General features: G+C 71.8%; 22 protein-coding genes and 1 riboswitch. Of the genes, 4 read left to right on the top strand and 18 right to left on the bottom strand.

Annotated features, from left to right (window positions below; translation table 11 throughout):
* Window positions 1–95: 95 nt before the first annotated feature.
* Window positions 96–1,595 carry a non-reducing end alpha-L-arabinofuranosidase family hydrolase gene (locus ACTMTJ_RS20995; RefSeq protein WP_441219072.1) on the bottom strand — a complete coding sequence of 500 codons (1,500 nt, stop codon included), beginning with the start codon at window positions 1,593–1,595 and terminating at the stop codon, window positions 96–98.
* 379 nt (window positions 1,596–1,974) lie between these two features.
* On the opposite strand from ACTMTJ_RS20995, the gene ACTMTJ_RS20990 reads away from it, so the two are divergent.
* Together ACTMTJ_RS20990 and ACTMTJ_RS20985 are read left to right on the top strand one after the other, a co-directional pair.
* Window positions 1,975–2,583 carry a hypothetical protein gene (locus tag ACTMTJ_RS20990; RefSeq protein WP_441219070.1) on the top strand — a complete coding sequence of 203 codons (609 nt, stop codon included), beginning with the start codon at window positions 1,975–1,977 and terminating at the stop codon, window positions 2,581–2,583.
* A gap of 64 nt (window positions 2,584–2,647) precedes the next feature.
* Window positions 2,648–3,286 (top strand): hypothetical protein, encoded by a 639-nt coding sequence (locus ACTMTJ_RS20985; protein ID WP_441219068.1) that lies wholly within the window; start codon window positions 2,648–2,650, stop codon window positions 3,284–3,286.
* Here ACTMTJ_RS20985 and ACTMTJ_RS20980 read toward each other — a convergent pair.
* On the bottom strand, window positions 3,279–4,535 hold the full coding sequence (locus tag ACTMTJ_RS20980; protein ID WP_441219066.1) for an aminotransferase class V-fold PLP-dependent enzyme: 1,257 nt from the start codon (window positions 4,533–4,535) through the stop codon (window positions 3,279–3,281). The genes ACTMTJ_RS20985 and ACTMTJ_RS20980 overlap by 8 nt on opposite strands.
* Window positions 4,536–4,550: 15 nt before the next feature.
* A riboswitch (SAM riboswitch) is annotated at window positions 4,551–4,669 on the bottom strand.
* 41 nt (window positions 4,670–4,710) lie between these two features.
* Between ACTMTJ_RS20980 and ACTMTJ_RS20975 the strand changes: the two genes are divergently transcribed.
* Window positions 4,711–5,643 (top strand): M15 family metallopeptidase, encoded by a 933-nt coding sequence (locus ACTMTJ_RS20975; RefSeq protein WP_441219065.1) that lies wholly within the window; start codon window positions 4,711–4,713, stop codon window positions 5,641–5,643.
* 4 nt (window positions 5,644–5,647) lie between these two features.
* Here ACTMTJ_RS20975 and ACTMTJ_RS20970 read toward each other — a convergent pair whose 3' ends face one another.
* Window positions 5,648–6,244 (bottom strand): GNAT family N-acetyltransferase, encoded by a 597-nt coding sequence (locus ACTMTJ_RS20970; protein ID WP_441219063.1) that lies wholly within the window; start codon window positions 6,242–6,244, stop codon window positions 5,648–5,650.
* A 114-nt stretch (window positions 6,245–6,358) separates the two neighbouring features.
* Here ACTMTJ_RS20970 and ACTMTJ_RS20965 point away from each other — a divergent pair, with 114 nt between their 5' ends.
* Window positions 6,359–7,813, top strand: a complete 1,455-nt coding sequence (locus ACTMTJ_RS20965; RefSeq protein ID WP_441219061.1) for an alkaline phosphatase PhoX — start codon at window positions 6,359–6,361, stop codon at window positions 7,811–7,813.
* A 656-nt stretch (window positions 7,814–8,469) separates the two neighbouring features.
* Here the strand turns inward: ACTMTJ_RS20965 and ACTMTJ_RS20960 are convergent.
* The 15 genes from ACTMTJ_RS20960 to ACTMTJ_RS20890 all read right to left on the bottom strand — a co-directional run bounded on the left by ACTMTJ_RS20960 (window position 8,470) and on the right by ACTMTJ_RS20890 (window position 25,846).
* A complete protein-coding gene (locus ACTMTJ_RS20960) occupies window positions 8,470–8,664 on the bottom strand; it encodes a hypothetical protein (protein WP_441219059.1) in 195 nt (64 codons plus the stop codon).
* Window positions 8,665–8,674: 10 nt separating this feature from the next.
* A complete protein-coding gene (locus ACTMTJ_RS20955) occupies window positions 8,675–9,535 on the bottom strand; it encodes an SDR family NAD(P)-dependent oxidoreductase (protein WP_441219057.1) in 861 nt (286 codons plus the stop codon).
* A gap of 78 nt (window positions 9,536–9,613) precedes the next feature.
* Window positions 9,614–10,285 (bottom strand): hypothetical protein, encoded by a 672-nt coding sequence (locus ACTMTJ_RS20950; RefSeq protein ID WP_441219055.1) that lies wholly within the window; start codon window positions 10,283–10,285, stop codon window positions 9,614–9,616.
* Between the two features lie 15 nt (window positions 10,286–10,300).
* The gene (locus ACTMTJ_RS20945; protein WP_441219053.1) at window positions 10,301–10,891 is read right to left on the bottom strand and encodes a matrixin family metalloprotease; all 591 of its coding nucleotides are present in this window, start codon (window positions 10,889–10,891) and stop codon (window positions 10,301–10,303) included.
* A 101-nt stretch (window positions 10,892–10,992) separates the two neighbouring features.
* A complete protein-coding gene (locus ACTMTJ_RS20940; RefSeq protein ID WP_441219051.1) occupies window positions 10,993–12,069 on the bottom strand; it encodes a cellulose binding domain-containing protein in 1,077 nt (358 codons plus the stop codon).
* Between the two features lie 147 nt (window positions 12,070–12,216).
* On the bottom strand, window positions 12,217–13,029 hold the full coding sequence (locus ACTMTJ_RS20935) for a hypothetical protein (protein ID WP_441219049.1): 813 nt from the start codon (window positions 13,027–13,029) through the stop codon (window positions 12,217–12,219).
* Window positions 13,030–13,034: 5 nt separating this feature from the next.
* Entirely contained in the window at window positions 13,035–17,234 is a 4,200-nt protein-coding gene (locus ACTMTJ_RS20930; RefSeq protein ID WP_441219047.1) for a hypothetical protein, read from the bottom strand.
* 289 nt (window positions 17,235–17,523) lie between these two features.
* A complete protein-coding gene (locus tag ACTMTJ_RS20925) occupies window positions 17,524–18,156 on the bottom strand; it encodes a response regulator (RefSeq protein WP_441219045.1) in 633 nt (210 codons plus the stop codon).
* Window positions 18,153–19,349 (bottom strand): sensor histidine kinase, encoded by a 1,197-nt coding sequence (locus ACTMTJ_RS20920; RefSeq protein WP_441219043.1) that lies wholly within the window; start codon window positions 19,347–19,349, stop codon window positions 18,153–18,155. Before ACTMTJ_RS20920 ends, ACTMTJ_RS20925 begins: the two co-directional genes overlap by 4 nt.
* A 2-nt stretch (window positions 19,350–19,351) precedes the next feature.
* Window positions 19,352–19,621, bottom strand: a complete 270-nt coding sequence (locus ACTMTJ_RS20915; protein WP_441219041.1) for a TIGR04351 family putative TOMM peptide — start codon at window positions 19,619–19,621, stop codon at window positions 19,352–19,354.
* A gap of 76 nt (window positions 19,622–19,697) precedes the next feature.
* Window positions 19,698–20,033: a thiocillin family RiPP gene (locus ACTMTJ_RS20910; RefSeq protein ID WP_441219039.1), complete on the bottom strand. Its 336-nt coding sequence runs from the start codon at window positions 20,031–20,033 to the stop codon at window positions 19,698–19,700.
* 219 nt (window positions 20,034–20,252) lie between these two features.
* Window positions 20,253–20,864: a response regulator transcription factor gene (locus tag ACTMTJ_RS20905; RefSeq protein WP_441219037.1), complete on the bottom strand. Its 612-nt coding sequence runs from the start codon at window positions 20,862–20,864 to the stop codon at window positions 20,253–20,255.
* Window positions 20,861–22,021, bottom strand: a complete 1,161-nt coding sequence (locus tag ACTMTJ_RS20900) for a sensor histidine kinase (protein WP_441219035.1) — start codon at window positions 22,019–22,021, stop codon at window positions 20,861–20,863. The genes ACTMTJ_RS20905 and ACTMTJ_RS20900 overlap by 4 nt, the downstream gene beginning before the upstream one ends.
* A 40-nt stretch (window positions 22,022–22,061) precedes the next feature.
* Window positions 22,062–23,597: a SagB family peptide dehydrogenase gene (locus tag ACTMTJ_RS20895; RefSeq protein WP_441219033.1), complete on the bottom strand. Its 1,536-nt coding sequence runs from the start codon at window positions 23,595–23,597 to the stop codon at window positions 22,062–22,064.
* 8 nt (window positions 23,598–23,605) lie between these two features.
* Complete coding sequence (locus tag ACTMTJ_RS20890; protein WP_441219031.1) at window positions 23,606–25,846, bottom strand: TOMM precursor leader peptide-binding protein; 2,241 nt, start codon at window positions 25,844–25,846, stop codon at window positions 23,606–23,608.
* Between the last annotated feature and the right edge of the window lie 7 nt (window positions 25,847–25,853).

The following is a 25,853-nucleotide window of genomic DNA, read 5'->3' as shown; positions in this document are numbered from 1 at the left end:
TAGGAAGTCTTCGTCCCAGCTCCGGAGCTCCGGTGTCGCGATCAACTGACGCGACGGCGGGCCCGGTGGTGTGCCGGGCCCGCCGTCGTAGGTGTTCAGCGTTGCAGGGTCAGGAGGCCCGGTCGGTATGGGAGGAGGCCGTAGTCGCCGCCGGAGTTGGGGGCGCGGCCTTGGTAGAGCAGTTGGAGGTTGCAGGGGTCGACGGTCATGGTCTGGTCGGCGTTGCTGCGGATGAGTTCGCCGTGGCTGATGTCGTTGGTCCAGGTGGCGCCGCTGTTGGCCTTGCCGGCGAAGGGATTGCTCTCGCTGGTGGCCTGCGGCGTCCAGGTGCCACCCAGGCTGGTGGCCGTGAACGAGCGGAAGTAGCGGCCCTGCGCGCCGATGGCTTCGACGATCATGAGGTATTGGGTTCGGCCCTGGAGTTTGTAGACCTGGACCGCTTCGAACAGGTTGTTCGTGGTGTCGGTCATGATGACGGTGGCCTGGTTGCCGAAGCTGCCCGGGAAGTTCCCGATCGGCATGCTGGCCCGGTAGATGCGGCCGTTGTCGCCGGCGAAGAACAGGTACATGTTGCTGCTGTCACCGATCAGCGCCTGGTCGATCGGACCGGTGCTGGAGTTGGAGATGGTGGCGGTGGACAGCACCTGCTGAGACGACCAGCCATTCGGATTGGTCGGATCGCTGGAGGTGCGGTAGGAGAACGCGGTCCCACCCCACTGGTAGGCCAGCACCCAAATGTTTCTGGGAGCGAAGTAGAACAACGACGGCGCCACCGTGCCCGACGACATCGCATTCTGGCTGGCCGAGGCCATCTCGGACCAGTTGGAGAAGAGGCCGAAGTTCATCGAGCCCCAGGTGGTTCCGGTGTCGTGGGTGGTGGCGTAGACCAGATGCCGCCCGTTGTACGGGGCGTAGGTGAAGTCCTTGAGCGACACCCATCCCGACCGCGGGTTCGCCAGCGAGCCGGTCGAGGTCCAGCGGTACGTCGACGGCAGAGCACACCCGCTGGGCGGTGGCGTCGTCGGATTAGTCGGCGTCGTCCCGCCGATGCGGACGAGTTGCCACTGCTGGTTGCTGCCGCCCCAGTCCGTGTACTGCACCACGTTGCCGCCGTCGTTGGTCGCGGCACCCTGGATCTCGACCGCCTTGTTGCTGTTCCGGTTGATCAACCGGACGTGGCCGCCGTCCGAGTCGGCCAGCCGGAACTGCTGGTTCGCCCCGTTGTGGTCGGACCATTGCACGATCGCGCCACCGTCCGCTGTGGACCAGTTGTAGACGTCGAGCACCTTGCCCGAGTGGCGGGACTTGAGCCGGTAGTACCCGCCCCCGGAGTCGACGAACTGCCACTGCTGCTGGGCGCCGTCGTTACGCGTCCACTGCGTGATCCGCGCGCCGTCGTTGGTGGCGAGGTTGTACAGGTCCAAAGCCTTGCCACTGTTCCGGTTCACAAGTACATACCAGGCGGTGGTGTCCACAGTGGCCGCCGACGCCGACGTCGCGGCCACCGTGACGAGCGCGCCACCCACGACCACCGCGGCCGCCGCCGCGGCCACCCCACGACGCCACCTCACAGCACGCGCCGACCCGACCGACATAGCGTCACTCCTTTCCGACAACAGTATCGACACCGTCCGTTGTTAGCGTTAACATCTCCGGGCGGCATCCGGGCAGAAACATGTAGGGCTGTACGGCGATAGGTAGCCAACCCGGGCGGTGCGAGTGAGCGCACCGCCCTCATGGGACTGTGAACGAAGACAGTGACCCACGTCAAGATGTTTCGGAAATGTTTCGAAAGAAGTCTTGGCGCGCGGTGACCGTCACGCTAAACCGATTCGCAAGACTCACGACGCACTCACGTCGGTCGCGGTTGACGTCATGGCCGATGTCCGGAGACTGGGTGGTGTGAGGTTTGCGGGCGTCATCGGTGAGGATGAGCCAGACCCGCGCGTGCGATGGCGGGAGCAGGCGCGAGACATGCCGGTGCCGGTTGTCGGCATCACGTCCCAGCCTCATCTGGAGGATTGGGGCGCGATCGGGGTGAGCACCGGCGGCGCGCTGGATTGGTGCGAGGTGAGCATCAGCTACACGCTGTGGCGCAATCCGGACGAGCCCGACGATCCGGCCAACCTCGCCGAGTTGGATCCGGAGCAACGCCACGCGCTGGAGGCGGAGCCGCGCTGGCCCCGACCCCAATGGCTGGTGGAGCAGGTCCGGCGGATGCGCTACCCCATTCTGTGGGAGTGTGTGCGCACCCGGTGGAGCCGGCGGCCGGGCGCGTTCGACACGATCGAGAGCGTGCTGGCCGCACACGTAAACCACGTCCTCGTCAACCAGTTCCGCCAGACCCGCGTGGTGAGCAGCCATCCACCGTCCGAATTGGACAGCCCGGTGTACGAGCGCTGCGTCGACCACGGCATCCCGGTCTTGGTCGACGGCGCCGTCCTGGACGGCTCGCGCATCGACACCGACCCGGACGTGTACGGCGTCGGCGTTGAGCTAGGCGCCCACACGGTAGTCACGGCGGCGATCCCCCGCGACGCACTGCCGCACGTGGAGGTCGCCTTCGCGGTCCGACCGATCTGACCCGATAGCGAAGCCCTGCCCGTCGATGCCTCCCAGCACGCGTCGAGTGGCGTACCGTTGGCCGATGGCCTACGCGGGCTCCCGCACCGTAAACGTCGGCATGTGGCTGCTGCCGGACGACGAAGACGCGTTCGATCTGGCGTTGCGCATGGCGTTTCCGGCGACCGCGTGGCAATGCGGGCAGCCCGGGGCGCCGGGGCTGCACCCGATCCACCTGCACGAGTCGCTGGCGACCGCGATGAGGTGTGGCAGCCGCGGCGTTCAAGCTTTCCTGCACCTGCCAATCGGCGCGCGCCCGCCGGACGGCGTCACCCTCGCAGACGGGGTCACCGTGCCGGACGGTCCTCCGGTCGCCGCGGCCTTTGAATTGTGGCGTTCTTGTCGTCGACATGAGCTCGACAACACCTACTGCGACCACGATCCTGGCTATCGGCACGCCGCGGGCGGCGCGTACTTCGACGTCGGCTGGCTGGACGTCCGCTGGTTCGAGGACGAGGTCGGCGCCGATACGCACCAGCTCCTTCTCCAGCAGGCCCGAGCGATCCGGTCGGTCCTGGTCGCCGCGACCCGACCGGCACGTATCAAGAATCAATTCGGCAAGCCGCTGACCGGTTACCGGATCGGTCACGCGGCTCTGACGATGGTCAGCACTACGGGCATCCGGCTCGGGCGACCTGGCACGGAACGGTTCACGCTCACGTAAGCCCAGGCACGCCTTCCCTGTCGGCGGCTACCTCGGCGGCGAGGGCGGCGACGACGCGGTCGATGTCGTCGTCGGTGGTACCCAGGCCGAAGCTGATCCGCAGCAACGCCGCGGGATCGGCGGCGCAGTCGGCGCCGCCCGCCGCCGTGGTGCCGGTCAGGCGGCGGGCGAGCGGGTGCGCGCAGAACTGCCCGGCCCGCACGCCGATGCCGTGGTCGGCGCCGAGCCGCTCCGCGACCGCCGCGACGTCGTAGCCGGGCAGCGCGAGGGAGACGATGCCCACCCGCGGATGGGCATCGTCGAACAGGCTCACCGGCACCGCGCCCCGCACTGCCGCCAGGCCGGCCCGCAGCCGCCGCAGCAGCTCCTGCTCGCGCTCGTGGATCGCGTCCCGGTCGGTGCCGGTGAGGGCGTCGCACACGGCCGCGAGCGAGACCGCGCCGAGCAGGTTCGGGGTGCCGCCCTCGTGGCGCGCCGGCCCGGTCGTCCAGGTCACCTCGCCGGGGTGGTCGCCGACGGCCGCGCTCGCGCCGCCACCGCGCAGGTACGGCTCGCCGCCGTCCAGCCAGTCGGATCGGCCGACGAGCACGCCGGCGCCGAACGGTGCGTACAGCTTGTGTCCGGAGAACGCCAGGTAATCGGCGCCCAGTTCGGCCATGTCGACCGCCCGGTGCGGCGCGAGCTGAGCCGCGTCGACGACGGTCCGGGCGTGGTGTGCGCGCGCGACGTCGGCGAGGCGGCGTACCGGCCACACCTCGCCGGTGACGTTGCTGGCGCCGGTCACCGCGAAGATCGCCGGCCCCTCGATCCGGTCCAGCGCCCGGTCGAGCAGGTTGGCGGCCGCGTCCGGGTCGGGCGGTGCGGGCAGGCGCACCGGGTTGGGCCACGGCAGCAGGTTGGCGTGGTGCTCACCGTCGAACACGACCGTGGTGGTGCCGGCGGGCAGGGCGTGGGCCAACAGGTTGAGCGCGTCGGTCGTGTTTCGGGTGAAGACGACCGCGTCACCGGCACGCGCGCCGACGAAGTCGCCGACCGCCTGACGGGCCCGCTCGTACTCCAATGTGGACCTGCTGGACCGTACGCCGGCGCCGCGATGCACGCTGCCGTACCAGGGCAGCAGCCTTTCCACCGCCGCGGCGGCGGGGCGGGCGCACGGCGCCGATGCGGCGTAGTCGAGATGGGCGAAGCGGACGGTCGCCCCCGACCGCAGCCGCACGGGCAGATCGGCACCGACGATGTCCAGCGTCATGGGGCAGGCCTCCGAGGCTCACGCTTACCCGCGGCGCGGCTCGGCCACGGGTCTGGTCGTCACCCGGGGCACCCCACCGTGAACACGAGGGTTGCCGGCCAGCGAGCCGGGGCTTGACGCTGGCGCTCTTGACCTTCCCCGGACTATACAAGACCGCCACCGCGGTGGACGGTCGGTGACCTGGCTGCAAGACTCGCCACTGATGACAGTGCTCCGCGGCGCCGCCCGAGTGGCGGGCCTGCTGGTCGTGGTCGTCTGCCTCGGCTACGCCCTGGGCGGCTGCTCCGGCGACCCGGCCGGCCCGGCGGCGAGCAGGCCGGCAGCAACACCGCCGCCGGCTCCTACGGCCTCGCCGACGGCGCGCGGCACGTCCCCCAGCCCGACGCCCACCCGCGTCGGCGCCGCCACCGCCGCACCACAGTGGCTGGGAAAGCGGGTCCTCCCGGTGGGGCCGAACGGGTCCGCCGCGGCCCAGGACACCCCGCCAGAGCTGCGCAACCGGTCCATCATCACGGTCGACGACCTGCCACCGCCGCCCGACGGCCGCTTCCACGCGACCGTGCAGGCGGTGCCCGCCAGCGTGCTGGCCAGGTCCAGCTGGAGCAAGGGCTGCCCGGTGGCCGCGGCGGACCTGCGCTACGTCACGGTCGGCTTCCGCGGCTTCGACGGGCGCGCCCACACCGGCGAGCTGCTGGTCAACAGGCGGGCGGCCGACGACCTCGTCACCGTGTTCCGCCGGCTGTTCGCCGCCGACTTCCCGATCGAGCGGATGCGGATCTCCAGCGCCGCCGACATGAAGGCACCGCCGACCGGTGACGGCAACACGACCGAGGCGTTCGCCTGCCGGCCGGTGCGAGGTCAGACCGCGTGGTCCCAGCACGCCTACGGGCTGGCCGTAGACCTCAACCCGTTCCAAAACCCTTATCACAAAGGCAAAGTGGTGCTGCCGGAGCTGGCCACAGCGTACCTCGACCGGGCCAAGACACGGCCCGGGATGGTGCGGCCCGGCGGGCCGGCCGTGCAGGCCTTCGCCGCGATCGGCTGGCCGTGGGGCGGCGACTACCGATCGCTGAAGGACTACATGCACTTCTCCGCCAGCGGCGGCTGACCCGTCAGACAGGCGAGTCGTCACCCCGGACGCGGGCGTGCAGGTGCATGTCGTGCCGGCCGTCGGAATGGACGGCGGCACTGCGCTGGGTGCCCTCGAGAACGAAACCGGACTTGACCGCCACCCGGCAGGAGGCATTGTTGCGCGTCGAATGATCCAGGTACAGCCGGTGGAAGCCGGCCTCGCCCAGCGCCCATTCGCTCAGGGCGGTCAGCGCGCGGGTGGCGACACCCGCGCCACGAGCGGCCGGTAGCACCCAGTAGGCGCACGCCGCGACACCGTCATCAAGGTCCATCTGGCTCAGGGCGACACGTCCCCACACCTCACCGCCGCCGCGGGTCACCGCCCAGGACGCGGCCGTCTCCCCCGCCCAAGCCTGGCGATAGCCGTCGAACCATTCGAGCACCTGCTCCACGGACAAGGGCTGGCGGGTGTGCCAATGCTGGATGGCGGGATCCCGGTAGGCGCCGAAGAACGCCGGCGCGTCGGGAGCCTCCCAAGGGCGCAACAGCAGACCGCCGGAAGCGGGAAGCACGGGTTGCGGACCGGGGCCGAGGGCGCCGGCCGGGATGGCGGGCGGCGTCGAACGGGTAATCCTCACGCCTCAACCTTTACTTCGATGTTGCCGTTCCGTCACGCGAAAGGCGCCTCGGAGTTCCGTCCGCAGGGGTTGGCTGCTCGTGGTAGCACCCCACTTGAACAGGAGCTCAACCTCGTGCCTGCCTCTCGTCGTAACTTCCTCGCCGGCGGCGCGGCCGCCGGAGTAGGCATTGCCGTCGCCGGGGGCTTTCCGTCCCTGGCACAGGCCCACCCCAGCCGGCCTCGGCCGCCGGCGGGGCGGGGTCACAAGCCGTTTCCGCCGCTCGTCGACGACCCTGATGGGATTTTGGCCCTTCCTGAGGGCTTCAGCTACGCGATCGTCACCCGGACCGGTGTCACGAAGCTCGACAAGGGTCAGGGGCTGACCCCGTCCGACCACGACGGCATGGCCGTCTACGACGCCGGTCACGGCCGGTACACCCTGATCCAGAACCACGAGGTCGACCCCGGCGCCGAGTTCGGCGTGCCGCACGTCAAGGGCACGGTCTACGACCCCGGTGCGGTCGGCGCCGGCGGATGCACCGTGATCAAGACGGACCGCGCGGGCCGCAACCTGGGCGAGTTCGTCGCCATCTCCGGCACGGTCAGCAACTGCGCGGGCGGGCCCACCCCCTGGGGCACGTGGCTCACCTGCGAGGAGACCGAGGACCGCGCCGGCGACGACTGGGAGGAGGGCGACCAGTCCGGCGTCTTCCAGAAGGACCACGGCTACGTCTTCGAGGTCTGGGCCGACGGCAGCGCCGACCCGCGGCCGATCAAGTGCCTGGGCCGCTACGCCCACGAGGCCCTCGCGGTCGACAAGGACCGCACGAAGATCTACCTCTCCGAGGACGCCGACGAGCCCAACGGCCTCTTCTTCCGGTGGACCGCGCCCCGTGGCGTCAAGCTCGGCCCACGCGTGCTCACCCGGCTCGCCCCGGACGCCGGCACCCTCGCCGCGATGGCCATCATCATGGACGACGGCTCGGTGCTGCCCGACGTCGCCTACCTGACCTCCGCACAGCTGGGCCGCCCGTTCCCCGTGCGGTGGGTGGAGGTGCCCGAGCGCGACGCGCAGACCAAGCCGGTGCGCGAGCAGTTCGCCGACGGCCAGGTCACCCGCGGCCGCAAGTTCGAGGGCGTGTGGGGCACCGACGAGGGCGTGTACGTCGTCAACTCCTACGCCTGGGACGAGGGCGAGCTCCCCGTGGACGCCGCGCCGCACGACGGCATGGTCTGGTTCTACGACTACCGGGCGCAGACCATCCAGCTGGTCACCTACTTCCCGCACCAGACCACGGCGGAGGAGGGTGAGCCGGCCAAGTACACCGACCTCACCTTCGACGGCCCGGACAACGTGACCGTCACCCCGTGGGGCAGCCTGGTGCTCGCCGAGGACGGCGCCGGCGCCTCCCACGTGCTCAGCGCGATCCCGGGCGGCCCGACCTACGCCATCGCCCGAAACCAGCTCAACGACTCGGAGTTCTGCGGCCCCACCTTCACCGACGACGGCAAGGTGCTCTTCGTCAACATGCAGGACCCGGGCCTCACCCTGGCCATCACCGGCCCGTGGGAGAAGTACCTCGGCTGAAAGCAGGCATCTCCGGTGGGGCCAAGCGCATCGCTTGGCCCCCTTGTCTTCACGGCGCGGCCCCTGTCGCACGGCGCGGTCCACGCCGTGAGCAACCGCCGCGACCGTGCGAACGGCGCACGATTCGGCCCACGGTCTCGAGACCTTTCGCGGTCGGGGTCGCCGCTCGTCGTGCGTTACTTCGAGGCAGATTTGCCCGCGTCCGCGTCAGCTGCGGACCGTATGCTCCCGCGGGCACCGCTCCCGGCCGGCGGCTCGCAGCGCTCGCCGAGATCCCCGGCCGTCCACTGCCAGGTCCGCGAGACAAGCCCCGAAGGCGGTCTTCGCGGCCCCTACCTCCGCCATCCTGACGCAGCGTCACCAGCCCAGAGGTCGGGACTTGCATTCCCGGATCGCCGATCCGGGACCAGACATTGTGGACAAACGTCGACCGCCGGCGCGACCAGCGGCGGACGGGTGAGGCCGCGGGAGCAGCGGTCTGGACCACGACGGACGTCGCGGTAGCTCAAATCTCTGTCTGAATAGGTGGTTTCAGGGCTCGAAGCCACCCCGACTCCGGCCGGGGATTTCGGCTCGCCCCACCGAGCCGCCGGCCGGAGCGATGCCCGTGGGGGCATACGGTCCACCGCTGAAGCGGCCCACATACTTCAAGCCTCTCAGCCGGTGGAGGTGTCGAGGGCCGCGACGTCCGGGGCGGTGGAGCCGCCGTAGGTGGCGATCTTGTACTCGGTCGCGGCGATCGAGTCGGGCACGTCGGCGAGGTCGGTGAGGCGGTGGATCGCCTCCACGGACAGCGGATCGTCTTCGCCGAGCGCGTCGAGCGCCCTGGTCATCAGATCCTCGGTAGCCATGCCGACCAGCCTAGATCGGCCGGCTCGAGGCCGGGGCGTTCGGGAAGTCGGCGGCGGCGGCCGTCTCGGACCACCGTTCGACCTCGGCCAGGCCGCGCCGGTACACGCCCGAGATGCGCTCGGTCGCCTCCCGGCCGAGCGGGAGCCGCAGGGGCACCTCGTCGCCGTGCACCAACGACACGATGATCTCGGCGGCTCGGGCCGGGTCGCCTTCCTGCCTCCCGTCGGCGCCGGCCATGTCGGCGCGGACGGCGGCGAGCAGGTCGCGGTAGGTCTCCGAGGCTTCGGTGAACTCCAGCACGTCGCCGGCGTTGAAGTCGGTACGGAACCGGCTCGGCTCGACGATCATCACCCGGATCCCGAACGGGGCGACCTCTCCCGCGAGCGCCTCCGACCAGCCTTCCAGGGCGAACTTCGACGCCGAGTAGGTCGACACGCCGGGGAAGGACATCCGCCCGCCCTGGCTGCTCATCTGCACGATCGTCCCGGCGCCCCGCGCGCGCATCGCCGGCAGCGCCGCCCGTACGAGCGCGGCCGGGCCGAACAGGTGCAGGTCCATCAGCTCCCGTAGCTGCGCGTCGCTGACCTCCTCGACGGCGCCGACCACCGCGCGCCCGGCGTTGTTGACGAGCACGTCGAGCTGACCGAACCGGTCGAGGGTGGCTCGCACCAGGCCCGCGGCGGCGGTGACGTCTCGGGCGTCGAACCTCGCGACAAGGCACGTCTCGGGGTATTTCGCCGCCAGGTCGGCCACGCTGTCCGGGCGGCGTACCGCCGTCACGACGCGGTCGCCCGCCGCGAGGGCCGACTCGGCCAGGGCGCGGCCGAAGCCGCGGGAAGCGCCGGTGATGATCCAGGTCTGTGCCGTCATGGCGGCGACGCTATGGGTTTGAGCGCGCTCCAACGCAAGTACGCGGCTCCCCGGGGACCCGGGGAGCCGCGCCTCGGATCAGCTGGCCGCTTCTTCGATCTTGCCGGAGTACCCTTCGACGTCGCTCACGCCGCCCCACGCGGGGGCCAGCTCGTCGTGCTCGGCGTCGATGGCGTACATCTGGTTGTCCTGCGTGCCCTGAAGCCACATCCCGTCGGTGTAGGCGTAGTACAGCGGCACCCCCGCCGGGATGTTGGCCGGCCGGACGACGGTCGCCTCGGGGACCGGCCGCCATGTGCTGATGTCGTCCAGTACGGCGACGATGGTGGCCTGCGGGTTGAGAGCGGTGAGCCGTTCCGTGGTGGCCCCGCCGCCCACCGGCACGGCGATGTAGACCTTGCCGTCGACGACCCGGCCGGCGTCGCCGTCGAGCACCTTCTCGACCGCGACCACGAACGTGGCGTAGTCGTCGGCCTCCCGCTCGGTCAGCGCCGCGTTGGCCGGGTACGTGACCTGGATCCCGTCGCCCACCTCGACGAGGGTGCCCTCGACGATCAGGTCGCCCTGCCCGACGGCGTCCCGCGGCGAGGTGAGTGGGGTGTAGTTGTTGTGCGCGCCGTGGCCGGCCACCGCCACCAGCTCGTGCACCGAGCCGGTGGGCTTGCTCGCGGAGGCGTTCGCGCGGGCGCAGCCGGTGGCCAGACCCGCCAGCGCGACGGCCGCCGCGGCCACCAGGATGGTCTTGTTCATCTCGGTCGTCTCCGCTCAGTACGCCGCGTTGATGTGGCTGACGTCGTGGCTGTGGTACGAGCGCCACTTGATGTCGGTGCTCGGCACGTCGGTGACGTAGTTGAACATCGCGCAGTCGTGGGCGTAGTCGCCGCCGACCGAGTGGTGGCCCAGGCCGATCGTGTGCCCGATCTCGTGTACGACCACCGCCTGCTGGTCGTACACGTCGTTGGCGCCGACGTTGATTTCGGCGAAGTCGAGCCAGACCACATTGGAGTCGCACCTGTTGCCGCTGAGCCACTGCTGGCACGAGGCCCGCCCGCGGGTGCCGGCGGGCAGGTCGACCCGGGAGAACCAGATGTCGGTGCCGCCCGCGCAGCCCTCGAAGATGGCGGTCATCTGCGTCTGTGCGTCCAGGCGGTCCATCCCCCAGTGCACCCTGGACCGGTGCTCGGGATAGTTGTCGAAATTGGACAGCAGGCAGTACGCGTGGCCGGCGCTGTCCGCCAGATAGGTTTCGGGAAACGGCGTCGCGTGCGCCGCCGACGGTGCGACCAGCACGCCGCCGAGCGTGATGACCGCGACCGCGAAGACGTGTCGCAGAAACCGGAAGGGCCGTTTGGCCATGGTCGTTTGCTCCGTACTCGCCTCGTTGGGTAGGAGTGGCTCCGGAGGCCGTGACGAGAGTAGGAGGACCCGCTCCGAAAACGCTCCGATTCCGCTACGCCCTACCGGACGCTGAGGCTGAGTGGGTTGGAGATGCCGACGCCGCCGTTGGAGTCGTAGACGCGCACGGTGAAGGTGTAGGAGGTGGCGGCGGCCAGGCTTACCGGAAACAGGTAGTGCAGGCCGCTGTTGGTCGCCGTCGTGGCGATCCGGGTCGTGCCGAGGTAGAGCTCGGCGCGGTTGATGACGTCGCCGGCGTCGGCGTCGGTGGCGTCGGCCGCCAGGGTGACCGTCGCCGGTTCGAGGAAGAACGTCTGTCCGGTCGGGTTGCGCAGCGCGACCGCGGGCGGGTGGTTGGCGCTCCCGGGTGCCGGCGTGGCTACCGTGATCAGGACGGGCGGCGCGCCACCGGGCAGCGACTGGCTGGTGCCGGCCGAGACCGACACCACGAAGGTGCGGCTGGTCCCCGGCGCGACGGCCGGGGGTGTCCACTGTGCCTCGTAGCGGTCGCCGGTCGTCCGGACGCCCTGGGCCACCGTGACGCCGTCCACGCGGAAGGTCACCGAGGTGATGGAGTGGCCGCCGCCGACGGTCGCCGTGGCCGCGAGCGGGATGCTGTCGGGCGTGGTGTACACGGCTCCGGCGGCCGGGCTCAGCAACGTGACGATCGGCGGCCAGTCGGCGACCGGCGTCGACGTCGTGCGGCTCGGCGTGACGCTCGGCAGGATGCCGCCGGTGCACGGCACACCGTTGAGCGTGAACGACGTGGGCGCCGGGTTGCTGCCCGACCAACGGCCGATGAAACCGACGCGCACGGACCGGTCGGTGTCCAGGGTGGTGTTCCAGTCGAGGCTGGCCGCGCTGACCTGCTGGCCCGACTGGGTCCAGCGGGCGTTCCAGGTCTGCGCGAGCTGCTGGTCGAGGGCGGGGAACGCGAACCGCAGCGTCCACCCGTCGACGGTGTCGCCAAGGTTGGTGATCGTGATGTCGGCGCTGAAGCCGCCGGCCCACTGGCTGTTGACGACGTAGCTCACCCGACAGCCGGCGGCCGCGCTCGCGGTGCCGGCATGCGCGATCCCGACGACCGCCGCACCCGCGGCGACAACAGCGGCCACCACGGCCTTGAGCGACTTTCTCATCACGCACCCACTCAAAACGACATTGACCATTGCCGATGACTAGGACAACGGTCCCCGTGGTGCGGGCTTCCTGTCAAGGCACCGGGTCACCGCGCGATGCCGCGAAGCACCTCGATGCGGAAGGGCCCGTGGACGCGCGGGCGTGGATCAGCGGTGTGCCGAAAGCTCCGCCGCCACCGGCGGGCAGGCGAGGTAGTTCGTGACCAGGTGGAAGTCGAACGCGTGGATCGCCGACGTGTGATCGGCCGAGACGCCGGTGAACCTTCGCGGGATGCCGCCGGGCGGGATCGCGACAAGGTCGCCCACGTCGGCGATATTCACCCAGCGTCTCACGTTGGGTGGGCAGGATCCGAGGCCGTCGACCGGGGCGGGGTCCAGTCGTGGAAACACCGCGTGGAGGAGGGCCAGCGGCGAGCCGAGCGTGACGAAGAGGTCGAGTTTCAGGTCTTCGTTGTGCCACAGGGCCTCGTACGCCACGACGCTGCCCAGGGAGTGGGCCAGCACCACCGACGGCTGGTGGGTGCGGATCATCGCGGCCACCGTGTCGCGGCTGGCGGTCCGGACTTCGCCGGCGCACATGTAGCGGGCGACTTCGCGGAAGAAGGTCGCTACGAACAGCTCCACGAGGCGTGGCGCCAGCCGGCGGCGCTCGGCGATCCACGCGAGGGCCTGGCGGACCGGTTGGGTGACCCGGCCCTGGGCCAGGGCGGGCGGCAGGTCGAGCTGCCTCAGCCACGCCACGAGCATCTCGTGCGCTTCCGGCGGCAGGCTGTCCGCCGTGCCCTGGCGGCCGCGCGGGCCGAGCTGGTCGGCGTAGTAGGCGACGGTCAGGTCGACCGGTGCCGGAAAGCCGCGGGCCAGCGCGCGCCGCCAGATCGCCGACAGCTGCTCGACCGCCTCCGCCGAGGTCGCGGAGGGGCGGTGGTTGCCGACACCGTGCACGCCGACGACTCGCAGCATCCGCGTCACTCCGCCCGGTCCAGTACGACGATCTCGCGTTCGTAGCACACCACGATCCCGCCGTCGGGCGCAATCACCACCGCTTCGACCTTGTCGGGCAGCGCGTGTGTTTCCAGGCACTCACCCGTGGCCAGGTCCCACAGCCGCACGACGTCGTCGGAGCAGGCGGCCGCGGCCACCGCCCGGCCCCGGCTCACTCCGCACGACAGGTCGCGTGCGACCCAGTTCGCCGCCGAGGCGGCGAGACGCAGGCATTCGCCGGTCCGCGCGTCGAAGACACCGACACCCACACCGGCCGCGACGACGACCGGGCGACCGGCCAGCGTCGCGCAGGCCACCCGCCGCACGTCGAACTCGGGCTCGATCCGGCACCGCTCCACGCCCGCCGCGAGGTCCCACACCGAGAACCCGTTGTCGTTCTCCCAGCATGTCGCGGCGTACGGGGTGCCGCCGTCGTCACCGATCGCCACGCTGTCGATGGCGTCGCTCGGGTCGTCCTCCGCCAGGGTGACGCAGCGTCGGTCGCTCAGGTCCCACACCCGCGGTACGCCTTCGGTCCCGCCGGAGATCACCAGCGGTCGCCCGCCGACGGTGGCCGCCGCGACGTCGTGCACGTGATCCTTGTGCCCCTCCAGCGGGGCGCCGAACGGCTCTCCGGTCGCGATGTCTCGCACGTCCAGCGAGTTGGTCTCCCCGGTCGCCAGCACCGCCACCGCCGTGTCGCCGACCGTCACCGTCGCCACCGCCGACACCCAGCCGGTCCCGCCGCCGAGCCGCCCGCCCACCGGTTTGCCGTCCGCGAGATCCCACACGCCGGCGCCGACCTGCCAGCCGCCCCACTCTCCGCCCCCCGCGACGACCACCGTGCGGCCGCCCACGACCGCGCAGGCCGCCGCGTTGATCGGCTCGGCATGGCCCGGCCGCCCAGCCAACCCGCCGGCGACGACCGCGTCCAGGTTCCACACGCGCACGTTTCCGTCCATCGAGGTGCTCACCGCGACGGCCCGCCCGTCGATGTCGGTGCACTCGATGTCGGTGACGTTGTCGGGATGGGGCAGCGGGTCGCCGACTCGCTCGCGGGTGCGCAGGTCCCACACGAGGATGTCGTCGCCGTGCCCGACCAGCGCGATCGGCCGGTCGTCGACGACGGCGCACGCGACCGCTCGGAGAATCCCCTCGGTGCGGGCGAGGACCTTGCCGCGTGGTCGTTCTGACTTCTTCAGCTTCCACAGCCGTACCGTCTGGTCGTCGGCGGTGCTCACGACGTACAGCTCACGGCCGTGCGCCACACCGCCGACACCGTGCACGGTGCCCTCGTGCCCGACGAGGCTTGCGGCGACCGAGTGGCCGGACAGGGATCGCACCTCGATATCGCCGTCCCGGTCGCCGGTGACGACGACCGTGCCTCCGTTCGCCGTGAACGAGTTCACGAAGCGGATCCGCTCGCCGTGGTAGCAGATCGTGCTCGGCTCGGTGTCCTCGTCGGACGGCACCGGCCACGCGTGCACCGCGCCCTCGAAGCCGCCTGCGACGACGACCGCGCGGCCGTGGTCGTCACCGCCCGTGACCGAGAAGTACGACAGGTCTTCTGGTGCGAAGATCTCCTCGCCGATCGGCTCGCCGGTGATCAGGTCGATCAGCGAGATCCCGTCTTCGACGTCCAGCGCGGCCGCCACCGGCCGGCCGGCCGCGACGAACGCGGCGACCTCCGCACGCCGCTGGTCGAGGACGATCCGCGCCGGCTGCCAGGGGCGGCCGCGGCGCAGGTCCCACAGGCGGACCGTGCGGCCGTCCGAGGTGACCGCGACGGGTTCGTCTCCGATGCGCAGGCAGTCGACCGACCGCGCGCCCGCGACGTGCCCGGTCAGGACGTCCCGCAGCGCGGGGTGGACGAGGGCACCGGTCGCCCAGCGCGGCACCAGGCCGGCGCCGGCGAACACCCGCGAGAGCGCACTGCTGCCGCCGCGCCACGCGTCGATCGCCAGGATCTGGCGGCGTTCGTCGGGCGTGGCCGAGCGGTGCCGACTCGCCGAGGTCCGGTAGATCATCGCCGCCTCGCGCGCCGCGGCCGACCGGGCCAGCCCCAGGTGCTCGACCAGCGTGCTCGGGTCGGCCGCGACCAGGAAGTCCGGATCGACGAGCAGGTCGTCGACCCGATCCGTGTCGGCGGCGTGCTCGATCGCGTGCCGCGACAGGTAGGGCGGTGCGGCACGCCAGCTGCGCACGCCCGCGACGAGCCGTTTGTAGAGGCGGCCGGCGTCGTGCTGCGAGCGGAGGTATTCGCCGAGGCTCTCGTGAAACAGCCGGTGCAGCGTCGTCCCGTCGGCGTCGACGCTCGTGCGCAGGTACGGCTCCCCCTGCCGCAGCGCGGCGGTCACGTCGGTGCCGACCAGCTTCGCGACCACCTCCGCGGGCATGCCGTCGCCCTTGCCGAACGCGATCGCGGCCAGTGCCCAGCGCAGCGTCCGGTCGCGGCCGAGCGCGTCCAGATGCAGCTCGAAGACCTCGGGCAACCCGGTGGGCACCGACGCGCCGAGCCGCTCGGCGGCCGCGGTGTCGGGCGGTACCGGGACCGCGGCGAGGTACCGCAGGAAGATCTCGGCGAGCAGGAAGGCGCCCCAGCTCCGGGACGCGCTGGCCAGCCGGTCCGCGACCGCCCGCGCTAGCGCTTCGCGCACCAGCCGTGCCGCCCCCTCGCGGTAGCCCGGCGCGTCGGCGAGCCGGCCGGTGAGGTGGTGCTCCAGGTCGGTACGCAGCTCGTCGGCCTCGACGCCGTCGAGGTCGACCACGTCCGCCTCGGCCAACATCCCGTCGAACCTCGCCTCCGGGCGCATGGCCACCAGCAGCCGGCAGGCCTCGGTACGGGCCAGCGGCAGAAGCAGTTCGTTGAGCAAGCCGATGGGGTCCAGTGCCTCGTCGAGCGCGTCGACGACGATCACCGGCGCCTCGGGCAGCTCGGCGACGACGTCGACGAGTGTGGCGGCGCTCCAGCCCGCCCTGCCCGGCTGCTGCGCGGCGGCGAGGATGTCCTCGACCGTCCACGCCCCGTCGCGTGTTTCATCGAGCAGGTCGGACAGCTCGGGCATGCCACCGCGCCAGGGCGCGGGCAGGTCGAGCTGGTCGGCGATGGAGTGGACGAGTTGGAGCGTGTCGCGTCCCCGGGCGTGTACCGCCGCGAGCTTGTCGTTGCGCGAGGGACGCGACCGGGTGTCCAGACGCGCCCGGACACCGGGTGCCTCCTCGACGAGGCGGGGGTGTGCCGCGCACACGAGCACCCCCAGCAGCGCGGACTTGCCGGCACCGGGGCTTCCCGTGACGACGGTGGGCCTTTCGCCGGCCGCGCCGTCCAGCCACAGCGACAGCCGGCGCAGCTCGCGGTGCCGACCGGTGAAGTGCGTGCCCGCGCGGTCGAGGAAGTGGGCGTGATCGAGGAACTCGCGCAGCGGCGGGTCGAGCGAACGGCCGGCGACCTGGTCGGGCGCGTAGCGCGGATTGGGGAAGAACGGCGGCTCGTCGGCCGGCTGCGCCGGGTCGACCGGCGTGGCGAACACCCGCTGCGGCAGGCCGGGGTAGCTGGCGACCCGCTCCGCGATCCGCCGGGCGACCACCTCCAACGGCACAAAAGGCACGCTGGGGTCGGTGCCCAGACCGTCGACGGCGAGCCGGTCCAGCACGTCGGCGACCGCCCGGCTGAACCGTCCGTCGAAGGCGTCCTCGTCGGGGCCCGCCGCCGCGATCACCCACGTCCGGATGTCCGGCCCGGTGCGCTCGAGCAGCCATGGCAGCCGAGTGATCCGGCCCGACCGGCACAGGTCGAGTAACAGCAGCACGGGCCGCTCGCGCCGCTGCGCGGCGGACACCCACTCGCCCACGTTGGTGCCCAGTCCGGTACGCCCGCACGCGGGTACGACATCGAGCCGGGTGCCGTCGCCGCCGACCTCGCCATGCGACAGCACATGCAAGATCAGGCCTTCCCGGTCATCGTCCAGCGCCGCCCGCACGGAGTTGACCATCTGGCCGCGATCGGGGTCGAGGCGCACGTCGATGTGCAGGCCCAGCCTTTTCAGCGCGGCGTGCACCCGCGCCACTACCTCGTCGACGAACGGGAGAGGTTCTCGGTTTTGGTGCTCCAGCGGCGATTCCGACTCGGCGGACACCCGATCCGCGAACCGGCGCACACCCAGCAGCAACGCCCTCCCACCCACGCCGCGCGACTCTACCAATGGTCCCGGGTCCGCGTCACTTGTAGACCGTCGCTCCCGCCGGAGACTGCGCAGGCCGGCGGCTCGCGGAGCGAGCCGAGATCCCCGGCCTCCGCTGCCATGTCCGCGGTCCAAGACCCGACCGCGTGACCAGCAGCGGACGGGCAGGCCGCGGGAAATGCACCCCAAGAAAACGCTCCGCTGCGCTCCACGTTTCCCCGGGGGCCCCGCGCGGCGGTCTGTACCACGACGGGCGTCGCGGTAGCTCCAATCTCCATTGTGGATCTCTGGGTCAGAGCCAGCCGTTGTCGTAGGCGACGCGGGCGGCGTCGGCGGACGAGCGGCTGCCTGTCTTGCTCTGTGCGGCCGCCAGGTGCGCCTGAAGGGTGGCGCTCGACAGGCCGAACACCGACCGCAGCGACGGCAGCGAGGCGCCTTCCCGAAGCGCGGCGAGGATGCCGCGCTCGCGTGACGACAGCGGCCCGGCGGAGACTCCGGCGACGGCGGCGACCGGGGCCGGACCGCCCGCGGCGTCGGCCAGTTCGACGTCGATGACGCGGCGGCCGGCGTGCACGTCGCGGATCGCGCGGGAGAGGCGGTCGCTGGGTGCGTCCTTGACGAGGAAGCCGGCGACGCCGGCCTGCATGGCGCGGTCGAAGTTTCCGGGCGTGCCGACGCTCGTGAGCACGAGGATCCGCACCGGGGAGCCGGCGTCCTTCAGCCGCTGCGCGGCCACGATGCCGTCCATGCCGGGCAGGTCGATGTCGACCACGGCGACGTTCGGGCGGCTGCGCTCGATCTCGGCCAGGATGGTGTCGCCGCGGGCGGTCTCCGCGACGACCGTGATGTCTGGCTCGAGCGACAGCAGGGCCACCAGGGCGCCACGGATGAGATTCTGGTCCTCGGCGACGAGTACGCGGATCACGGATTCCTCCCCTGGATGATGGGAATGTCCACAGTGAACATGAATTCGCCGTTGGGTTGGGCTGCGGCGGCGAGCCGGCCGCCCAACGGGTTCAGGCGCTCGGCGAGCCCGGCCAGGCCGCTGCCGCCGTGCGTGTCCGGCTCGGCCTGGCCGGCGCCGTCGTTGACGACGGTCAGCCGCGCCGCGGTGTCGGTGGCCTCGACCGTGATGTCGCAGCGGCTGGCGCGGCTGTGCCGCAGCAGGTTGGTGGCCGCCTCGCGGACCGCCCACGCCAGTGCCTCCTCGACCGGGGCGGGCAGGCTGGCGACCAGCGGCGAGATCTCGCACCGCACGCCGGCCGACACCAGCACCGACTGGACGCCGGTCAGCTCGCGTTCCAGCGAGTCTCGCCGGTAGCCCTTGACGACGGTGCGTACGTCGCGCAGCGACTCGCGGGCGATGTCGTGCACGTCGAGCAGTTCGGTGCGGGTGCGTACCGGGTCGGCGTCGAGCAGTCGCAGCGCGAGCTCGGACTTGAGCGCGATCGCCGACAGGTTGTGGCCGAGCGTGTCGTGCAGGTCGCGGGCGAACCGGCTGCGTTCTGCGGTAACGGCCAGCCGGGCGATCTCGGCGCGCGCCGCGAACAGCTCCTCGACGAACGCGACGAGCACGATGATGCCGGCGAGCGTCATCCCGGTGAGCAGATCCTGCAAGGTGAGGAAGGCGGCGCCGCTGACGCCGAGCAGTCCACGTTCGACGGTGAGTACCGCCAGCACCGCGAGCGCCGCCAGCAGGCCGTAGCGTGGCCGCAGCGACACCGTCACCGCGGCCACCGGCAGAAACCCGATGACCTGCCAGTCGGGGTCGACAAGGACCGGCAGCGCGATCACGATGCCGACCACGACGGCTGTCTGGCGGAAGGTGCGGTTGCGCCACGGGTGCTTCATCGCGACCGTCACGACGCGGACGAAGGCGAGGGCGGCGATCGCGAACATCACCGAACCCACGACGAGCGTCCACAGCGGACGGTCCCGCACCACGGCGTTGACGATCGGGAGCAGGCCGAAACCGAGCATCCCGACGGCGAAGACGTATGCGATCGTGCGTGTCACGACGACGGCCCGGGCCCGGCGCACCTGCCCCTCGGCGGGGGCGCCGGCGGCGACCGGCGCGGCGACCACCGTGGGCAGCGCGGCCGCTCCGTCGCCGGCCATGGTCAGCTCAGCCCGATGCAGGAGCCGGGGCAGCTGACCGTGCCGATCGTGGCCATCGCCGCGCCGGCCGACACGCCGAGGTCCTCCACGGCGACGTCGCCGGGAGCCGGCGGCAGCTCGGGTGCGTCGCTGTCGCCGTCGAGAACGATGCCGTACTCGGCCAGCACAGCCGCCGGCTCCCGTTCGTAGCGGGCCGCGACCTCGGGGTCGGACCACGCGTCTGCGATGAGCCGGGCGAACCGGGGCCGGTGCTCGGCCGGGATGGAAGCCATCTGACCCTCCTCGGAGTGCTGGGGTGGGTGTCCGGAACGGGGCGCTGGCGCGGCCGGCGCCCCGATCCGGAGTGCGTCAGGCCTGGGCGGCCGAGCCGTAGCTGCCGAAGCAGGCGGCGGTGCCGGCGGGGCAGCTGACCGAGCTCGCGCTGCCCAGGGTGCCCGCGGTGCCCTCGGCCTCGGAGCCGGCGGCGATCGCCTCGAGGCTCTCCAGGCTCAGGTCGCCGGACGGCTTCTCGGGCACCAGCGGCGGGGGGAAGCCCTCCGGGTACTCGATGTCGTGCTCGGCCAGTACGGCGAACGGCTCGTTCTGCCAACGCTCGGCGAACGTCTCGTCCGACCAGATCTTCGACACGATGCCCGCGAACTTGCGGCGCTCGTCCTCTGACAGAACGTAGTAACCCTCGGCCATGGCCAACCTCCTCCTACAGTGCCGGCAGGGAGCCGACTCGTGACGGTGCGGGGAGCGGGCATCTGGACTGTCCGCTACACCGGTGTTCGACGTCTCGCCGAACACGTTCATCGTGCCGAGTCCCCTACCGCCGCCGACAGTCACGCGCGCAACGACCCGCACATGACGAGTGTCATGCTCAGGTACGAGAACTGTCCGCTGTGGACCGTCGGGAGAGGGTCAGGCGCCGAGCCAGCCGCGGTCGCGGGCGATCCGCACGGCGTCGACGCGGTTGCGGGCGCCCATCTTGGACATGATCGAGGAGAGGTAGTTGCGCACCGTGCCCTTGGCCAGGTAGAGGCGCGCGGCCACGTCGCTGACGTCGGACCCTTCGGCCACGCAGGAGAGCACGTCGCGCTCGCGGTCGGTCAACGGGTTGGCGCCCTGCTGGAACGCCGCGACGACGGCCTCGCTGTCGAGCACCCGCTCGCCCCGATGTACGCGCCGGACGGCGTCGGCGAGCCGGGCCGGCGGCGCGTCCTTGGGCAGGAACGCCGACACCTGGGCCAGCATCGCGCGGGCGAGGTTTCCCGCCTCGGCGTGGCTGGTCAGGATGATGGTGCGGCACGACGGCATCCGTTGGCGCAGCTGGAGGGCGGCGCTCACCCCGTCGGCACCGGGCATGTTGATGTCGAGGACCGCCACGTCGGGCTTTTCCCGCAGGGCGGCCGGCAGCACGGCGGTGCCGGTGGCGACGTCGGCGACGACCTCGAACTCGTCTTCGAGCGACAGCAGGGCCACCAGTGCCCCGCGCACCATGTGCATGTCCTCGGCCACGAGGATGCGGATCATTGAGCCTCCACCAGGTGCGAGCCACTTCGCAACGGCATGTGGATGGCGAGCTCGAACCGGCCGCTGGGCAACGGTCCGGCCCGCAACCGGCCCTGGCCGCCGGCCACCCGCTCGCGCAACCCGTGGAGCCCGCTGCCCGGCGGCCCCTCCGCCTCGGACGGCACGCCGTCGTTGACGACCGTCAGGTCGACCCCGCCGTCGGCGGCGCGCAGCGTGATGTCACACCGGCTGGCACGGCTGTGTCGCAGCACGTTTGTCGCGCTCTCCCGCAGCGCGTACGCCAGCGGCGCGGACACCTCGACCGGCAACGCGTCGAGCGGTGCGGCGTCGACCACGCAGTCGATGCCGGCGGCGGTGAGCACGGTGGTGACCCCGGTGAGCTCCGCGCTCAGGGTGGCGGTGCGGTAGCCGCTGACCACCTCCCGCACCTCGCGATGAGCTGCCCGGGCCAGGCCCACGATCTCGGCCAGCTCCCGCTCGGCGTCGTCGGTGCGGGTGGGCATCATGGCGCCCGCCAACTCTCCCTTGAGGACGATCGCCGCGAGCGTGTGACCGAGAACGTCGTGCAGGTCGCGGGCGAAGCGCAGCCGCTCGGTGTCGACGGCACGCTGAGCCAGCGACGCGCGCAGCCGGTGCACCTCGAGCACGAGCGCGGCCATGCGGATGAACCCGTACACGACGAGCCCGGTGACGGTCGTGGTGAGGAACGCGTACGCGATGTCGCCGACGCCCCGGTAGAACAGCGCGGCGAACGGCACCTCGGCGACCACCACGGCGGCGAACACGAGGTAACCACGAGGCGGCCGCAGCACCACGAGCGCGGAGGCGGCCAGAAACGAGGGGACGCCGAGCCACGCGTCACCGGCCAGGTACGCCGGCAGGTACGACAGCAGCGCCTGCCACAGCAGCGTGTGCGACCACGCGACCTTCGGCTCGGCCCGCAACCCGTGCCATGTGTGCCGGAACTGCAACGCGGCCAGCAACGCCAGCGCCGCCAACGCACCGGCCGCACGCAGCGGTGGCTCGTGGCTGAGCACCCGCGCGGCCGGAAAGCTGAAGTACGCCACCGTGAGCAGCAGGACCGCCCACTGCGCGATGCGGACCGCCAGGTCCGGGGTGACCGGCGCCCGGTCGGGCGACTCGTCGACAGTGACCATATGCGACGACCCCCTTACCGCGGCCCATCCTTACATGCGCCTATTCACCTGAATAACCGTCCGAACGGCCAACCTGTCCAGCCTCCCGTTCGAGCGCGGCGGAAGCCCTGGCCGCCCAGTCCGGGTTGTTGTGCGCGCGCCAGTGCGGCCGCCCGACACCGGCCGCCTCCGCACCACCGGGCGACGGCGGCGGCATGCTGCCGAGCTGGAACTCGCCCACCGACGACTCGCGCGCCCAGTCGAGCCCGAGCACCCGGGCCGACAGCTGAGCGTCGCCACTGCCCAGGCCGCACGGCGCCAGCCGCATCGCGGTCGCCACGAGATAACACGTCTGGTACAGCACACCGGCGTGCTTGAGCGTCGCGGCATAGGCCATACCGTCGTACTTCCACGTCATCCGGCCGAACCGCGACGTGAAGGTCAGCAGCACGTCCGGAGTGGGCGTCCCACCCGTCGAGACGGCGGCGCCGCGCAGCAACGCGTCCAGCAGCACGGTGTCGGCGCACACCCGCACCAGCCGGTGCGCCACGGCGTCGTAGTGGTAGGCCGCCCGGTCGAGTCCGGCCACGCGGTGCGCCGTCACGTATATCTCGATGTCACCCGACGCGCCGCCGGTCGGGTAGGGCCGGTCGAGCGCTTCGTACGGCATCCCCACGGCCGGGCCGTACACCGCCCGCACCCGGCCCACCCGGTACAGGAACTCCCCCAGCTGGTCGAGCGTGAGCGGGTCGGGTCCATAGTGGCGCACCGAGCGGCGCGCCTCCTGCACCATCACCAGCGGCGGATCGCGCCTCGCCACCTCGTCGAGGGCCACCCGGGGCAGAGCCACCGCCGGGCCCTCGCGCGCGGGGTACTCGGCCGGCAGCGGGTCGCGCTCGCCGAGAAACGGGAACGTGGCCCCGAACGGTTCGTCGTGCCGGCCGAGCCGGCTCCGCGCGTGAAACAGCAGCTCGTGGAAGTTCCACTGATCGGTGCCGGCGTCGCCGGCGTCGGTCATGTCCGCGGCGGTGAAGGCCGCGACCAGGTGAGCGACGAGGTGCACGTCGAGTTTGAGCGCCACCGCGAGCGAGGAGACGTCGGTGACACGCGTCAACGCCGCGGCGACGGCCACCGCCTCGGGAGCGCACAGCTCCACCCGGTAGGCCGCCCGTCCGGACTCCAGCACCGCGTCGGCGCCGCGCCGGCGCAGGAACGCCAGCCGCGACAGCGCGACCGGGCCGGGCGGTGGCGGCGCGGGCCGGTACCCGCCGTCGCCGGTCAGCGGTACCACCCGGGCCACCTCGCGTCCGTCGACGGCCACCGAGTGGACGAGGGCGCCGCGCAGCTTGGCCAGCAACCAGTCCAGCCGTGCCAGCACCGGCACGGCGTCGCCGCCGGACGCCAGCGCCGCCTCCTCCAGATCGGCGCGCGTCACCGACCCCGCCTCGAGGGCGACCAGCACGGCACCGAGCGCCATGTCGCGCGCCCCGAACGCGACCCGCCCGTGGCGGAACACGACCACGCACTTGTCGTCGGTCCGTGCGACGGACACGTCGTCGGCGAGGCCGACCTGGTCGGCTACGACGGAAGTGAGCACGCCAACTCCTACAGGAACATCGGGATCGGGTTGAGGTCGGCCTCGTCGATCGGGGTGTCCCGCCAGCCGAGCGCGACCGGCGCGTCGTAGAGGCGGCCGGGGCCGAAACGGGCCCAGAAGTGGCGCATGCCGGGCACGATCACCTTGACCACGGGCAGCCCGATGTCCGGCCGGGTCTGGTCGAGCACCAGAAACTCCATGCCACGCGACTCCACGAGCCGGCGCGCGGTCAGCACGTCGTCGCGAAGGTCCGACGAGGACAGGTTCGGGTGGTCGCCGGCGCGGGTCGCCGGCAGCCGCGCCGGTGACAGGTACGGGTGGTCGGCGATCCGGGCGCGGCGCCACCACTCCTGCTGCACCGCGTCCGGGAAGGCGTAGCCGGTGCCGTCGGCCTTGACGTCGATGACGGCCGGCAGAAACTGGTTCTGCTCGGCCAGCGCCCGCTGCACGGCGAGCTTGGCGTCGAAGTGCGCGCCGAGACCGATCAGGATGTCCTCGGCCGGCTTGTCGACCCGCCAGCTGATCGCGGCGGCGGCCGGGATGCCCAGGTCGGCGGTGATGTCCAGGACCCGCACCTCGCGGTGCAGTCCTCTGTAGACCTCCACGAACTCGTCGAACCACGGCTCGCCGAAGCTGGCCAGGTCGTAGGCGGGCCGCTGGACCCGGTTGTACCACCACAGCGCCACCGAGTCGCGCTCGACGAGCTCCAGGAACCCTTGCAGGATCGCGTCTTCGAGGCTGGCGCCGGCGGCGTTGCCGTTGGAGCAGGCCCACGCCCAGAGCTGTCCGGGCGGCAGCGTCGGGTAGCAGAAGAAGAGCTGCGCCGTGGCCACGTACCGGGTGCGCTCGCCGGTGAGCGACCACACCGGACTCCACTCGATCGGCTCGTCGGCCGGCAGCGGGTCGCAGACGGTCTGGAACGACCCGCGCTGGGCGCTGTTCCAGGCGGCGCGGTTCGCGTACTGGCGCTCGCTGTAGAGCTGGATGGCGTTCGGCGCCACGGCCTGCTCGCCCAGCTCGGCGAGCGTGGCCGTGCGCCGTGGCTCGTCGCCGCCGAACAGCCCGGAGTACCGCTCGATCGCCTCGCAGATCGCGCTGGCGCGGGCCTGCGTGTCGGTGGTGCCCTTGCCGGCCGCCATGCTGCGCAGGCCCTTGCGCAGCTGGCTCAGGCGCTCGACGCGGCGGGCGAAGTTGTGGCCAGCGGAGTAGCCCTTGACGAACGGGATGCCGGTCTCATATGGACGCAGCTCCCGCACGACGCCGGTAACCGGGCTCACCTGCGGCCCGTACGTCTCGAGCACCTGGTCAGGATTCTTGGCCCGGTGGCCGCCGTCTCCGGTGTACACCTTCGGGCGCGAGGCGAGCACCACCGGTGCCGACATCCGCCGCGCGGTCAGCGCCTCGTCCCCACACTGTGGACACTGTGGACGGCGGTGCAGGGGGTGCCGCTGGGAGCTGAGGTGGACGGTGTCGAGCGTCAGCACGCCGTTCTCCTCGGCCGTGCCGAGCCCGGCCAGATACTTGGCGGTTTCGAGGGCGACCAGCCGGGCGCCCATGTCGCGGGTGACGGCGAGGTCGGCCAGCGGCACCCGCAGCGGCCCCTGGTGGTCGGCGCGGTCGCGCAGGTACTCGTCGACCTGGCGGTGCCCGCTCAGCCGGTACGCCAGGCACGCCCAGCATCCGCCGCCGGGCTTGAACACCGGGCCGACCCACAGCGTCGAGCCGATCGGCTTGGCCAGCAGCCACGGCTGTCCACTGTGCAGGGCCGCTTCGTTGTGCCGGGCCAGGTCGGGGTTGAGGTAGTTGTCGGTGACGACCACGCGGAAGCCGCCTTCGCCTGTTCGAACCCCGGCGCTCGCGAGCGCGTCGAGCACCGGCGCGGCGTCGACCTCGCCGGCCACCGCGAGCGCCACGGTCGTCGCCGCCAGCCGTGACCGCGCGTCCTCGGCGGTGACACCGGCGACGTCCCAGAAGCCGGCCTCCCGCTCCGGCAGGTCGGGGTCGGCCCACACGACGGCCTTCATCGCGACGAGCCGCTCGATGAGGTAGAGCACCTGCTCGGGCGGCACGTCGTCGAGCTGGTCGAGCAGGTCGTCCACGTCGTGCTTGCCGTCGAGCAGCGGCAGGACGCGCTCGACCAGCGCACCCTCGACGACATGGTGCTCGCGCTCCGAGACGAGGTACACGGCCTCGCCGGGCACCGTCTCGACGCGGTGTCCCCGCCGGATCCGTGGGCGGCGCGTGTCCATGGTGGTC

The sequence above is a fragment of the Phytohabitans sp. LJ34 genome (assembly GCF_052068095.1).
GTDB lineage: Bacteria > Actinomycetota > Actinomycetes > Mycobacteriales > Micromonosporaceae > Phytohabitans.
Note: the sequence above shows the minus strand (reverse complement) of the source record. Positions and strands in the feature narration are given on the sequence as shown.

Excerpts from the sequence above, each read along its gene's own strand:
- ACTMTJ_RS20945 (WP_441219053.1), bottom strand. The coding sequence starts at position 10,891 with ATGGCCAAACGGCCCTTCCGGTTTCTGCGACACGTCTTCGCGGTCGCG.
- ACTMTJ_RS20990 (WP_441219070.1), top strand. The coding sequence starts at position 1,975 with ATGCCGGTGCCGGTTGTCGGCATCACGTCCCAGCCTCATCTGGAGGAT.
- ACTMTJ_RS20980 (WP_441219066.1), bottom strand. The coding sequence starts at position 4,535 with ATGACGCTGGACATCGTCGGTGCCGATCTGCCCGTGCGGCTGCGGTCG.
- ACTMTJ_RS20910 (WP_441219039.1), bottom strand. The coding sequence starts at position 20,033 with ATGGCCGAGGGTTACTACGTTCTGTCAGAGGACGAGCGCCGCAAGTTC.
- ACTMTJ_RS20935 (WP_441219049.1), bottom strand. The coding sequence starts at position 13,029 with ATGCTGCGAGTCGTCGGCGTGCACGGTGTCGGCAACCACCGCCCCTCC.
- ACTMTJ_RS20940 (WP_441219051.1), bottom strand. The coding sequence starts at position 12,069 with ATGAGAAAGTCGCTCAAGGCCGTGGTGGCCGCTGTTGTCGCCGCGGGT.
- ACTMTJ_RS20905 (WP_441219037.1), bottom strand. The coding sequence starts at position 20,864 with ATGATCCGCATCCTCGTGGCCGAGGACATGCACATGGTGCGCGGGGCA.
- ACTMTJ_RS20960 (WP_441219059.1), bottom strand. The coding sequence starts at position 8,664 with ATGGCTACCGAGGATCTGATGACCAGGGCGCTCGACGCGCTCGGCGAA.
- ACTMTJ_RS20890 (WP_441219031.1), bottom strand. The coding sequence starts at position 25,846 with ATGGACACGCGCCGCCCACGGATCCGGCGGGGACACCGCGTCGAGACG.
- ACTMTJ_RS20955 (WP_441219057.1), bottom strand. The coding sequence starts at position 9,535 with ATGACGGCACAGACCTGGATCATCACCGGCGCTTCCCGCGGCTTCGGC.
- ACTMTJ_RS20985 (WP_441219068.1), top strand. The coding sequence starts at position 2,648 with ATGGCCTACGCGGGCTCCCGCACCGTAAACGTCGGCATGTGGCTGCTG.
- ACTMTJ_RS20915 (WP_441219041.1), bottom strand. The coding sequence starts at position 19,621 with ATGGCTTCCATCCCGGCCGAGCACCGGCCCCGGTTCGCCCGGCTCATC.
- ACTMTJ_RS20920 (WP_441219043.1), bottom strand. The coding sequence starts at position 19,349 with ATGGCCGGCGACGGAGCGGCCGCGCTGCCCACGGTGGTCGCCGCGCCG.
- ACTMTJ_RS20900 (WP_441219035.1), bottom strand. The coding sequence starts at position 22,021 with ATGGTCACTGTCGACGAGTCGCCCGACCGGGCGCCGGTCACCCCGGAC.
- ACTMTJ_RS20950 (WP_441219055.1), bottom strand. The coding sequence starts at position 10,285 with ATGAACAAGACCATCCTGGTGGCCGCGGCGGCCGTCGCGCTGGCGGGT.
- ACTMTJ_RS20995 (WP_441219072.1), bottom strand. The coding sequence starts at position 1,595 with ATGTCGGTCGGGTCGGCGCGTGCTGTGAGGTGGCGTCGTGGGGTGGCC.